12 protein-coding genes are annotated in these 12,729 nt (G+C 45.8%); 6 read left to right on the forward strand and 6 right to left on the reverse strand.

Annotation, left to right across the window (positions count from 1 at the left end; translation table 11 throughout):
* Window positions 1-67: 67 nt before the first annotated feature.
* Complete coding sequence (locus KTQ42_RS17305) at window positions 68-1,435, forward strand: hypothetical protein (protein WP_217346592.1); 1,368 nt, start codon at window positions 68-70, stop codon at window positions 1,433-1,435.
* Between the two features lie 405 nt (window positions 1,436-1,840).
* Here KTQ42_RS17305 and KTQ42_RS17310 read toward each other — a convergent pair whose 3' ends face one another.
* Window positions 1,841-2,953: an acyltransferase gene (locus tag KTQ42_RS17310; protein ID WP_217346593.1), complete on the reverse strand. Its 1,113-nt coding sequence runs from the start codon at window positions 2,951-2,953 to the stop codon at window positions 1,841-1,843.
* Window positions 2,954-3,424: 471 nt separating this feature from the next.
* Here KTQ42_RS17310 and KTQ42_RS17315 point away from each other — a divergent pair, with 471 nt between their 5' ends.
* The 3 genes from KTQ42_RS17315 (at window position 3,425) to pepA (ending at window position 5,376) form a co-directional block, all read left to right on the forward strand.
* The gene (locus KTQ42_RS17315) at window positions 3,425-3,745 is read left to right on the forward strand and encodes a PIG-L family deacetylase (RefSeq protein WP_217346594.1); all 321 of its coding nucleotides are present in this window, start codon (window positions 3,425-3,427) and stop codon (window positions 3,743-3,745) included.
* A 45-nt stretch (window positions 3,746-3,790) separates the two neighbouring features.
* Window positions 3,791-4,147, forward strand: a complete 357-nt coding sequence (locus KTQ42_RS17320; protein ID WP_217346595.1) for a hypothetical protein — start codon at window positions 3,791-3,793, stop codon at window positions 4,145-4,147.
* A 470-nt stretch (window positions 4,148-4,617) separates the two neighbouring features.
* The gene (gene pepA / locus KTQ42_RS17325; RefSeq protein WP_217346596.1) at window positions 4,618-5,376 is read left to right on the forward strand and encodes a flocculation-associated PEP-CTERM protein PepA; all 759 of its coding nucleotides are present in this window, start codon (window positions 4,618-4,620) and stop codon (window positions 5,374-5,376) included.
* A gap of 103 nt (window positions 5,377-5,479) precedes the next feature.
* On the opposite strand, the gene KTQ42_RS17330 is transcribed toward pepA, so the two are convergent.
* The 5 genes from KTQ42_RS17330 to KTQ42_RS17350 form a co-directional block, all read right to left on the reverse strand.
* Entirely contained in the window at window positions 5,480-5,776 is a 297-nt protein-coding gene (locus KTQ42_RS17330) for a transposase (protein ID WP_217346597.1), read from the reverse strand.
* 433 nt (window positions 5,777-6,209) lie between these two features.
* Complete coding sequence (locus KTQ42_RS17335) at window positions 6,210-7,307, reverse strand: DUF1972 domain-containing protein (RefSeq protein ID WP_217346598.1); 1,098 nt, start codon at window positions 7,305-7,307, stop codon at window positions 6,210-6,212.
* Between the two features lie 46 nt (window positions 7,308-7,353).
* The gene (locus KTQ42_RS17340; RefSeq protein ID WP_217346599.1) at window positions 7,354-8,334 is read right to left on the reverse strand and encodes a glycosyltransferase family 2 protein; all 981 of its coding nucleotides are present in this window, start codon (window positions 8,332-8,334) and stop codon (window positions 7,354-7,356) included.
* A 244-nt stretch (window positions 8,335-8,578) separates the two neighbouring features.
* Window positions 8,579-9,841, reverse strand: coding sequence for an O-antigen translocase (locus KTQ42_RS17345; protein WP_217346600.1), 1,263 nt, complete (start codon window positions 9,839-9,841; stop codon window positions 8,579-8,581).
* A 77-nt stretch (window positions 9,842-9,918) separates the two neighbouring features.
* Window positions 9,919-11,427, reverse strand: a complete 1,509-nt coding sequence (locus KTQ42_RS17350) for an undecaprenyl-phosphate glucose phosphotransferase (RefSeq protein WP_217346601.1) — start codon at window positions 11,425-11,427, stop codon at window positions 9,919-9,921.
* 597 nt (window positions 11,428-12,024) lie between these two features.
* Here KTQ42_RS17350 and KTQ42_RS17355 point away from each other — a divergent pair.
* Together KTQ42_RS17355 and tnpB are read left to right on the forward strand one after the other, a co-directional pair.
* Window positions 12,025-12,318, forward strand: coding sequence for a transposase (locus KTQ42_RS17355; protein ID WP_349292172.1), 294 nt, complete (start codon window positions 12,025-12,027; stop codon window positions 12,316-12,318).
* Window positions 12,294-12,650, forward strand: coding sequence for an IS66 family insertion sequence element accessory protein TnpB (gene tnpB, locus KTQ42_RS17360; RefSeq protein ID WP_217346603.1), 357 nt, complete (start codon window positions 12,294-12,296; stop codon window positions 12,648-12,650). The genes KTQ42_RS17355 and tnpB overlap by 25 nt, the downstream gene beginning before the upstream one ends.
* Window positions 12,651-12,729: the final 79 nt, after the last annotated feature.

The following is a 12,729-nucleotide window of genomic DNA, read 5'->3' on the forward strand; positions in this document are numbered from 1 at the left end:
CCGTATGAAGGCGGTTTTCATAAGAAGCATGCCTTGAATCTTTCCTGAAAAATAAATTGAGAATCAATTGAATACTGTTCTGGGATCCGATGTTGGTCTGACACTGCCAAAGCAATCGCGCTTTTACGACTTCGGTGTATTCATTGCGTCATTTTTATGGATATACTACTTATCCAATATTCTTTCGCCACGTCAGTTTGGTATAAGCCTTGATAATTTTTGGTTTGATGCCGATGTGCCGCGCTATATATGCCAAGCTGTTGATCGCATTGCAAACGACCATTGGAGAAATAAAGTTCATCCCTTGTTTTCCCTGATGACCTACCCACTGCCTAATGCTCTGAAATTTTTCGGCATAGAGATTATCCAAGCAATCCGTATCCAGCTTTCCCTAATTGTAGCCATTGGGGCCGTGTTTTTGTTCAATGCACTGCGCAATGCGAAAATATCCGAAATCAACGCTTTTCTTATAGTTGCTCTTGGATTGAGCGGGGCGGCGTCACTCGCTTGGTTCAGCATTCCAGAAAGCTATGCCTATTCATTTGCTGCATTTAGCATCGTACTTTTTATAACGACACTACGCCAGAAAAAATCCGGAATTGCCATGCAATGGGTGATGACGATTGCCATCGCTTTTTCAGTCACTGTGACAAACATAGCAATAGCAGGATGGGCAGCAGTACAATCGTGCGGCATCAAGCGTGCTTTAATTCTATCGGCTATGGCGATTGCGGTGGTGTCTGTTCTTGCTGTGACTCAACGACTGTTGTTTCCATTTTCTGGAATTTTTTTCCTTCCTTCCGCCGTTCAGGGAGAGGCAAGCTTCTTTGTATCCATCTCTTTGGAACGGCTTCGCCAAGTGCTGGCGTTATTTTTCTTCGGCAGCCTGGTATTCCCTGAATTTCAACTTGTTAATATGCCTGGCAAGGAGGCTTTTTTAACTGTCCAACAGGCTGTTTGGAAGCGTGATTCATTGTTGGCAGTAACAGCGCTCTTCTTGTTGAGCACCTTTCTTCTGGCCGGCTTGGTGACCATTTTCACTACTATGCTATGTTCTATCAAAAAGCAAGGCCGCATGATGGGCACCTTACTGGCACAGTCACCTATTGATAGGGTCTCGTACACCGTTGTAGGGTCCGTAGTTTTCCTGGTCCTGCTTCATTTGGTTTATGGATCTGAAACCTTTGTTTATTCCGGTAGTTTCCTCCCTTTTCTCCTGATGATTCTGGGACTCGGCGTTAGTAGGCTGGATAAGTACAGCAAGATACTTGGCACTGGGCTGCTATCTATATTGCTGGCTACAAACGCGGTGCATGGACTGACCCAGTGGCATTCGGCCGTTGCTGAAGTGCGTATTCACGCCGCGTCTGCGCCGAATGAAAAAGCCATGGCACGCAACACTTGCCCTTTCGTAAAGCGTCAGGAACTGTTCTAGCTCCTTTTATTTATAAAATTACTTTGTTTTAAAGGGCATTTTCTCAGGAGGCTTCATAGCGCGACATGGGCTTGTCGTTTAAATTTCAATTTGCTGTCATCAGGCTTTAGAGAGAGCCTATGTTTGCATCAGATTGAAATACGCTTTCGATTCAGCGCCATCTAAGCAGCATTCATAAGTAATCGTCATCTATTTTTCGGAAAAATTCAGGAACATATATAGAAATGCTGGCTTGTCGAACAGATTGCAGCAATGACCGACACCGTCGGCAAACAGTCGCTTGAACAAAAAAGTGTGGTCTGAACGCATTTTTTCACGGTAACAGGGTTGAGAAATTAGGATTTCAGATTTTGGACAATAAAGCCTGAATCGATCGTGTACCGATTAATTGAAAAATCCTTGTGCCTAATTATGCACAGCCAAATTTCTTAACTTTATTCTAGCTTTACTTATCCATGTTTCGCACCATGTCACGGGCTGACCCAAAAAAGCTTGAAAACAGGATTTCCAGAATATAGACGGCTTGACTTCAGAGTAATGATGAACTGCGAATGCCAATAAAATCATTGTTAACATGGTAATGAAAATCATCAAAATTTTATTTTCTTCTGTGGCGAATTGGGACATAATGACGTATCCAATTGATTGGTGAACAAGATATAACGGGTATGTAATCATTCCTACTTCTTTTGCGGCTGGCAAATTGAGTCCGTAAAATTTTCCAGAGCTAATGGCCCAGAAAAATAAGTAAAAGACGCATACAATTACTGCAATAATTTCGGGGGATAGAAGTTGCATCTCTTTTATTTGCGGGCTTTCGATGCAGGAAAAATTGATGGAATAGTACAGGCACGCAACTATTAGCACATTAAGTGGCCAGCTTTTCTTTTTCATTCTCACAGCAAATAAGGCGCCGGCACAAAAGTAACTGCAGTATCCGCTCAAGGCAGGGAAGGCGGTAAAATTTCCAATTGCGGCTGCCAGTATGACGATTCCCCATGCCAAGAAAAGTTTTTCAAGATTCCTGGAAAAACCAAGCAGCATAATGAAAAAGATGGCAGCATAAAATTTTAATTCAACACCAAGGGTCCAATAACTGGCGTCCAGGTGTTTTTGGCCGAAGGCAGGCGCTAGCATGGAGAAATTGGCTATGATTTGACGCAGGCTCACGGGACTTTCTGGATTGCCAAATATGAATAGAACTGAGCCGGTCAAGAGAACACAACATATATAAGCTGGGTACAACCGTAATGCACGCGCAATCAAGAATTGGGAAGCGGTTCGTCCGCTCGATGAGATAAAGATGACAAAACCGCTAATGATGAAAAAAAACTCCACCCCCAAGTAACCATACCTACCAATGTCTGTAATTTTCCCCATATAGGAAAACGATCCCACGGTTCCGTACTTGATGCCAATATAGGAATAATGGAAAAGCATGACGGAAAGCGCAGCGGCAAACCGAGCGTAGTCCAAAACATCAATTCGATGATGATCGAATTTTTTCGAAGATTGCATATTTTATTAAGAATGTAGTTAATTGAGTAATTGGGTCGGTGGAAACAATGATATCTAAGCTTTAAGTTTCCACAAAGAATATTTTTTGCCGAGATGTTGTTGGCGAGATGTTGGCCCGCTAGCGCCAGTCGATGCCGCGCCATCCGGTTGGGATTCAAATAAAAGCTGAATGTCGCTGGCTTAAACATGCATTTGCTACGCACAGTTCCTCCAACCGAAACGTTAGGGTTTTGTCCCTTGTGCAGGCTGGCATAAGAAAGAGTCCGCTCGAGATGGCATCAGGCGCATGCATGGCCTCCCGGCATCCGGTTGGCGACTGGCAAGGTCAAGCATGTGTTGCGCTTGACGCAGTGAATACAACGTGGGGTGGTAAAGCGCCCCGCAAAACCGGCACGGCTGGGGCAACATGGGCCTTGCAGCCGGCCAGCTTTTCCTGCCGCCATCGGATGGCCTCACTCTGCCGCGAAGCTCATGTACAAGCCTCCCTTCGCCGTATTTCCCAACATCGCCCCTTGCTGCTGCCTACCCGTCCTGCCCATAAGATCCCGCATCGCCGTGCTCGCACCCCATCGGGACGACTTCGACGCCATTGCCATCACGCTGCGGCACCTGCATCGGAAGGGACATGAAATCCACTTGGCTGTCCTGACTTCCGGCGCGAACGGCATCGAGGACGGGTGGCGGGGCGCGCACGGGGCTTTGGAAAAGGGCGCGTTGCGCGAAGCGGAGCAACGGGCGACCTGCGCCTTTTTCGGCCTGTCCATGGACCGCTTGGTGTTCATGCGCCTGTGAGAAGGCGAGGACGAACAGCATAACGAGCAGGCGGGATGGGAAGCGTTGCGGGCCTACCTGCATGCCAGGCGCCCGGGTTTCGTCTTTCTGCCGCATGGCGACGACACCAACCGCACCCATCGTCGCACCTACGAAACCTTCCATGCCATCGCCATTGAAGACGGCTTGCGGGTTGATACCTATCTGAACCTCGATGCAAAGACCGTCTCTATACGGGCGGACCTATATATGTACGTCGGCGAAGAAGACGCCGCATGGAAAGCGCAGCTGCTGCGCTTTCACCGCTCGCAACAGGAACGCAACCTGAAGACCCGGGGACAAGGCTTCGACCAGCGGGTGCTGGCTGTGAATCGGCAGGCTGCCGTGGATGCCGGCGGCTTGATGCCCTGCGGAAGTGTTTGAGCTCCAGACCTGTGGCATGTAGGAGCCAAAGTCAGATCTGGTGTATGCCGGGTAGGGTACGAAGCGAGTCGGTTATAGAGCTACGCCGTTCGAGCGGCACTGAGCCTGCTGATGGCGCCATACCTCATTTTGGAACGTCTGATCTGCCCATGAGCAGCGCCCCATAATCGCTGCGATCCGCAAACACTTCCAAGTCAATAAGCTTCGGTTTGCGCGGCATTGTCCTGTTCGTCTTCCTTTATAACGCCGCAAGGCACGAAAGAGAAAGAAGCTCACCGCAGCCTGCTGCCGGTTCACTCAGCTTGCATATCAAAATTTTTCTTTGAGATACAAGCTCACTGTCGAGTTTCTTTACAGAAAAGAAACGACTTTTTTGAATTTACAGGTAAGTGGTTGATTTAAGGAACTAATTTATTTCAGGCACAATTTCTGCTAAGAACTATAAAGGCAACTTTACCAGGGAGAATAATATGAATATTGTTACCACCATCAAACGCAGCCTGTCGATGCTTGCTCTTGCTGCATCCTCATTCGCCGCGCCCGCACATGCGGAACTGTTTCTGGATTTCAATGTGGATCAGGACGGAACAGGCTTTATCGCTGACAAAATGGTATTTGGCTATCAAGAGATCCTGACTATTGATAATGGGTCCACTTTTAAAACGTCAGCCGTTGCAGCTGGGCCTGTCTTCTTGGGTGAGGAAGCGACTGTTCCCGTTGGATTCGATTTGAAGGTGTACGCGATTTTCACTGCAAGCGGTCAAGTTGTTGAGAATGGCGGCAAGTTCGTTGGGACCTCCGGCAGCATTCAGCTTTTTTTGGACAAAGGTAACAGGTCTATGTTCACGCTGCCGGCAATTGGCGGTGCTCCCATCAATGTAGTGAATGGTGAAACCGACGTGCTGCTCGCTTCTACCGATACTTTCAAGTTTGGCTCGGGCTCATTGCGCCCCGGAAGCATTACAGAGGCAAATGGTGACTTTACGCTGACTTTTAATGACTTGGTGTTGACTACGGATGGTATTGCTTACTTTACCGCTCCCTCGCCGTTCTATAAGGAGCTCACCATTGATGGCAATTTCAGCAGCACTGAGCCAATCAACCTCAATGGCACAAGCTCGATCATCAAAGGCGCAGCTAATGTGTTCTTCGTGCCAGAGCCAAGTGCAGTAGCGCTGCTCGGCATTGCTCTGCTCGGTCTTGGCCTGAGCCGCCGCCGTCGCGTTTAATTCTCGGTGCAGGGTAGGTAATCAGGGTGGGCCAGCATGTTGCTGGCCCATTTGCTTTTAGTATCCGCAAAGATATACGCAGTACTTAAGCTTGGCACCGGGCTCAGTCCAGTACGTCTCCCAGCAACTGCAATGTCCGCATCGTGATGAGGTCGGCATCCCAACAGGACTCGGAAAGGAAGAACTGCAATTGCTGTACAGGCGCGGTCTGCGCCTCGACGAGCTGCTCGGCACCGGCTAATGCCGTGAGCGTCTTGGGCCGGTCGCGCGGTGCCAGTAGACCAGCAAGATAAGTGCGAAAGTGATGACGTTGCGCCAGCGAATGGAACGAGGGATCGAAGTGTGTTGCGTAATCTTCGAGTGGACCGGATGCTGGCGGGCAAGGACGGCGGGCAGTCATGGCAGCATACCTCCTGCCCCTAGCCTAGACCATCAGTCCACTACTTTCAACAAACTACTACTAGGCGTCCTGGAAATTGATATTCACGAATACTGCTAAATGGGCCTCGCTTTTCGACATGAGGTTGTTAAGCAACTGTAAGTACGCAGTGATGTTATCTGCAGGGATTGAATGCCAGATCCCAGAACAGAGACGCCTTGGCTTTAGCGACTCCGAAGTTTAAGTTGCAAGCTAACGGGGCCATTGTCAGTGTCAGCCGCTCTTGGACTAATTTACCGTCAGTTTAATCGTGAGTGCGGAAATAAAAATTTAGAAACATAGTAATCATTACTTTAAATTCTTTGAGCACAAAGAGCCTGCCGGACACAAACGCTGGACAGCGCCAATAGGCGTACACGGGTTGCATGGATTCAGCTGCGAATGCCATCCAGCCTCAAAACGATTTATGCGAAAGTAGCTCCTCATACTGTCGCAATACATCCGACCAAACAAATTCACTGCGGAAGCGCATCAAGCTCAAAGCTGACATTTCTTGCAGCTTTTTTGGGTTAGTTAATAAATTTTCAAGGCAGTAGGAAAACGATGCAGCGCCATTAAAATATATTGCGCCGTCTCCCGCTACCCATCGATTAAAGTGATTATCGTGCGCAACAATAGGGTTGCCAGCACCTAAAGCTTCTACAAGAGACGGGTTGGTTCCACCGACTTGATGCCCATGTACATATAAAATGCTAAAGAAACGAAGCGCTTGAACAATCTCTTTCTCAAAAATGGGCCCGACAAAACGAACTTGCTTACTAGCAGCGGCTCTCACCCGGCGGTGATATGGATCAGACTCATAGTATGAACCTAATATGACCAATTCGCAGTCCCTATGTTTGCTTGAAAAGCCTGAAACAATTTCCAAAATTGAATTTTCTGGCTCCGCTCGTGCAATCACCGTTATAAATTTCTTCGGTATTAACCCGAATTTATATACATGGGTTAAAGATGCATTAGAGATCAAATTTGCACCGTAGGGAATCATAGTAATTTTTTCGGCAGATATACGCGATTCTAAGTGTTTTTTAATTTCTGGATGATCTGCAACCAAATGATTTCCAATCCAGCAGGCGGCCCTTTCATTCAGCCAAAGCCATATCCTTGCCCACAAACCCCACTTTGCGCGCGTCCATTCCAACCCATCCATATTAATTACGTTGTAAATTCCTTTCAACCGTAATACGGAACAGAATATCGCAGTATTGTACCCAAGCGTAAGGCAAATATCATTGAATTGGCACGCGTGTTTTGTTGATTTCCAATCAAATAATATTGTACCTTTAGCTCCGGTTTGCCAAACAGGAATGTGAATACGTTCAACACCGTTCCAAATGTCGCCATATATTTTTTCGTCTCCTAGCTTTTGGCAGTACACAACTACACGCCAGCCACGTTTCACTAAAAAAATTGCTAACTGCTCAGCGAAGGTTTCGAATCCTCCATGTGAAGCCGGAACGCCACGGGTACCTAAAATTCGCAGAATTTTCAAAGTTTAACTTACCTAATAATAACTTGATTTAGTAATCAGAGATTCTCTATTCGTTCCGACCAAGTATATTTTCTACAAATCGCGGAAATATAGTTAATAGCGATATGCCACACAGATGAACCATACTTTCTTCCTTCGCAAAATGCCAACGCGATGGTAGGCGCAATATACGATTTGTAAATGAGCTAGACCCGTCCGCTAAGAAACCGAAAAAGACATTTTCGGCTTTCTTCAGGTCTGATAGTTCTTTCGCTGTCCAAAAATCCTTTGTTCGATATCCCGCAATCCTTGCCTTACATTCGGCATACCAAATCATCCTTTTTTTCAACGGTGGAACACGCTTCAGTCCCGCTCGAATAGTCTTTGAATGCGCACCGATCACATTGGACCCGTGCTGACGATAGCTAGTCAGTGGTTCAGGAATCAGTACAATACCTCCACCCCAGGAACTAGCTGCTAAGACACTAAGCCACCAGTCATGAATAAAGCAGTCTGGCGGGAACGGTAAAGCTTTGGCTAACAACCGCCGAGTAAACATCGTTGCGCATCCAGTTGCGAAATTTGCATAAAGCAACTGACAAAATGGCTTTCCAGGCTTTACCTTTAGCTCTTGATAACGCCACATCGATGAGGAAAGCTCACTACCATCTGAATGTATCAAGCGTAAGTCTGATACTACCAAGTCGCTTCTTGGTGCACTCTTTAAAGCCTTTACCTGCTTTTCTAGCTTGTCTACTGCAAAAATGTCGTCTTGATCTGACAATGCGATAAATTCTCCAACGCTTAAGCTAAGCCCTTTTTCGAAAGTCTTTACTACCCCGAAGTTGCGAAAGTTGCGATGAATTTTTACGCGCTGATCCTTCGCGGCGTAGGCTTGAAGATGAAAAATTGTATTATCAGTCGATGCATCGTCAACTATTATCAGCTCGAAATTTTTATAAGTCTGTTGAAGAATGCTCTCAATTTGCTGATCAATATATTTTGCGCCATTATAAGTCGCCATAACAACGCTAACTAGTTCGCTCATAATATTCTTAACTTTTAACGAATTGAAAACTTAATACGTTGGCAAAGGTAAAATTTCAATCATCTTACTAGCACATTTTTTTCAATACAAACGTATACCTGAGATCCCCTTCCTGGTCTTTGCTTGAATGACAACAGACGTCCGAGCGAATTGTGTATTTAATGCTTCAAACACACACCCTGATGTCATAAAGGTGCTTTGATTTAAAACGACATCTTATCCTGTAGGGTGCCTATTAAATCAGCTAAATTTTTTGCTTAGCTGATTTAAATAAAACTTTAAAAATAGTGATCAACGCTATCCAGTATAGAAAGTAGGTCAAAGCATATGCTACAACAGCTCCTTCTGTCCCCATCTTTGAAGTAAAGAGGATGGTAAACGTCACAAGACTTAGGCCACAGAGTAATTCTGTAACAATATATAACCTACTTAACGATCTGACTAGAATTATAAAAGAAAGAAACCAGCTCCCAATTTTCATGATATCACCTAGTAATTGCCAGAAAAATAACGGCTCTATTGGTGCAAAACTTTTAGTCAGTAAAATTGTAGTAATAAAATAGCGTAAAAGATAAATATTTAGAGCAAGTAGAATTGATGTTGGAACGAGGTATTTATAGCCGTTCAGGATTTCAAGTTTAAGCGCCTCTGATGTTCTTATTCGCGGCAATCGTGGCAGGTAATAGAAAGACATTGGGACCGTCAATATCATAAAATAAAGATCGCTTATGCGCGTAATGGCATGCCAGTAACCTGCTTCCTGCCATCCATAGTACTCGACAAGATGATTTCTTATAAAGAAGTTGGCACCATGCGCGACTAAAGCTGAAACACTGCCCATTGCTGCAAACTTTAAAAGTTTTAATGTCGATTTTTTGTCGAACTTGCCAAAGAAGTTTTGCATTTTGAACCAAACCGTTTTTCGACAAACGACAAAGGCTAGCAAGAATATTAAAGCTTGTTGGCCTAATAGAGAAATTATTGCGCCTCTGAAGCCGAAAAATATGGTAAGTGTACTGGCTAGGGCAAGCCCGATTACGTTTCCCATTACGCTTATAGCTATGAATCTTGGTAGCTGCTTTAATCCGTTAAGAATAGAAAGAAGTAATCCGGTCCATGTGATGAAGACCATTAATCCGCTCAAGCCAATTAATAAATCAGCATGGTTTTCGTTTTTTAAAACATAGGCAGATAGTTCTTGGCAAAAGAAAAAAATAAAAAGTGCAGTAGTTAGGGCGCATGCAGTTGAAATAAGAAATGCGGACCGCCAAATTTTTTTTTGACTTTCGCCACAATCTTCATACTCAGCAGTGTATCTAATTAGTCCAGTATTTAATCCACCACTCGCCAAGACCGATCCTACATTCAGGATGCTTTGGAACTGGCCCATCGCGGCATAACCGGAAGGGCCTAAATAAATAGCAGCAATTTTGTTCAGTGCTAGGCCGGTGGATATTCGTATGAAGATTGCTACAAAGTTCGATGTACTCGACTGGATAAAACTCATTTTTCCTCGCAATCATGTTCATTAACATGCGGGAACATTGCTTGTTATACTGTCCTGGTAACTTGGATGCAGCCATTTTAATAGGCAGTATTCTGGAACCACACCGTTATCGCGGTCATCAAAATTATTTTTAAGTCTAAGAGGATTGACCAATTTTCTATGTAATGGATGTCTGAGTCCACACGACGACGCATTTTATCCGGGCAGTTGATCTCACCGCGTAATCCGTTTACCTGCGCCCAGCCCGTTATGCCTGGTTTTACATTATGTCTTGCAAAATACTCACAAATAATTGATCCGTATTCCACGTTGTGCTCCACCGCGTGAGGTCGTGGTCCAACAATAGACATGTGACCCATGAGCACGTTAATCAGTTGCGGCAGTTCATCAAGGCTGAAACGACGAAGAAACTTTCCTACACGTGTAATACGCGGATCCTTTCGTGTTGCTTGTGATAATTCTGCGCTGGAACAAGCTTCCAAATTCATGGAACGGAATTTGTAAACCTCAAAAATCTGATTGTTATATCCATGGCGGCGCTGTTTAAATATGACGGGTCCCCTGCTGTCAAGCTTAATAGCAGCTGCGATAAAAGCGAAGAAAGGCAGTGATAAGGAGAGCAAAAGAGCCGAAATTATGAGGTCTTCAATTCGCTTTATTAGCCCAATTTGCTCATTTATGCGGCCGTTTGCGACTGTCAACACAGGAATGCCTGCAATTCTTTCCATGTTGATGGTGGAAAATTTCCAGATTACGTTATTTGGAGCTAAATCTACTCGCGCCGGGACAGTACGAAGTTTTTTTATTAAATAATCGATTCTGTCCGAAGCAACCCAAGGTAGAGCAACTACCACCCGATCAACAGGGTTTTGTCTAATGTAGGTCAGAAGACTGTCTATGGTCCCAAGAAGTTGATCCTGAATTGACGATGGGATGCGCTGATACTCACGATCATCAAAAATGCCCAGTATGTTTATTCCTAAGTTTGGCTCTTTAATGACCTCATTTATAATTTTCTCCGTATGTTCATTAGCGCCTACAATCACCACCGATTCAGTTAAATGGTTTTTTTGTAATGCTGCGCGTGCCATACTTATAACGGCCACGCGATTTGCTAATAACATCACAACTGTAAGAAGCATGCTCGTTAACAGCCAGATACGGGAGTATTCCCGCAATGTCCCGGAAAAAAATCCAAACATCAGAATAAAGAATAGAGCGCCAAAACCGCCAACAAAAAGCGTTCCTAACTGGGTACTTAATGAATAAATGGCTCGCGGCTTATATGCATTTGCCAAGTGAAGGGATACAGATGTAACTATGGCGCTAAGATATATAAATAAATGTGCAGATTGTAGTATTGGAGAGGATATGCCAAAACGGAAAAGATAGCCAGCAAATCCAGCGACGAGGAGGGCGACAACATCAGTTGTCCTTAAAACGTTCGAGAAAAATGATGGGCAATATTTTTTTGCTCGCGCTATCGATTGACGTTTTGAAAATATCGGTTCGTGTGAATGCACCGCCCTAGCGTTGCTAAGTGAAGTCAGTTTCAAAACAGATTCTGAAGGTAAAGATTCGCTCATTATTATTATAGCCTCCATTCAATGACTATTCAGAGAGCGCCAACATTTTATTCATACCAGTCGATGAATGGGTAGCGCCAAGACGTCATCGGCTAAAAGCAATTTTTGTTTAAAGATTTATAAAATGTAAGTGGTTTCCTACGTGGCGCTTCATCAATTCTTACACGCTTTCATCCTAAGCCGTCTGCCATCGCGAGACAATCGACCGGATGTACTTTTTTCATGGGACAAATGGCACACGCCTAAGCGTTTTATGTAGTCGTTTTGTACTATTGTTCAAAATTAAAATCAGCCATGCTCAGCGACGAGAAATCCAGCGATTACAGACAACTAATTGCATGGAAATCGCTTAAATAAAAATTCATTTCTATAGCTAAATGAATTTGCTTGAAGAATCTGTTAAGAAACGGCTTGCTAATAATAAGTAATAATGGCCCGTCGTCGCATTTGCTTTGTAAGCACCTAGCTAACTTACCTTGTGACAGTCGGGGCATATAGGAATGATCGTGTCCACCTATGTTAAGTGGAAACCTCATGACAGAAACGACCTCGACAGCGGTGCGTCGGCGCCGCCGTGGCGCAAGCTTGAAGGCGTAGATTCTTGCAGAATGCGAACGTCCAGGCGCATCGATTGCCGCCGTCGCCATGGCACATGGCGTCAATGCTAACTTGGTGCATAAGTGGCGTGCCCGGGCGGCCAAACGCCAGGACACCGCTATGACGGCGCCTGACTTGTCCTTAGTTCCCGTCGGCTTACAGGCTACCACCTTGACCTCTGAGGTTACGGAACTACGCATTAAATTGCGCCGCGGTCCGGTGACCGCCACGGTCAGCTGGCCGATGTCATCTGCTGACGAATGCGCAGCATGGCTGCGCGAGGTCCTGCGGTGATCCGCATTAATGCGATCTGGCTGGCCGGCGAACCGCTGGATATGCGGGCCGGCACGGACACTGTGCTGGCATGGGTCGTGAAGATGTTCGGCACCGCCCGCCCACACCATGCCTATCTGTTCGTCAATAAGAGCGGCACGCGAATGAAGGTCCTGGTGTATGACGGCTTGGGGATCTGGCTGGCCGCCCGCCGCCTCAACCGTGGCCGCTTCGTCTGGACCGAGGGGGCGCCAATTGCCACCGTAGCGCTCAACGCCAAGCAGTTGCAGGCACTGGTCACGGCCCTGCCATGGAAGACGCTTGCCACTGACCAAGCCATTGCAGTGGTCTAACGCCCGTACGTATACTGTTTCTGTTCCGATACGGCAGTTGTTCTGGCACACTGCCGCCCATGACTTCTGCACCCGATCT

The organism is Noviherbaspirillum sp. L7-7A (assembly GCF_019052805.1).
Lineage (GTDB): Bacteria > Pseudomonadota > Gammaproteobacteria > Burkholderiales > Burkholderiaceae_D > Noviherbaspirillum_A.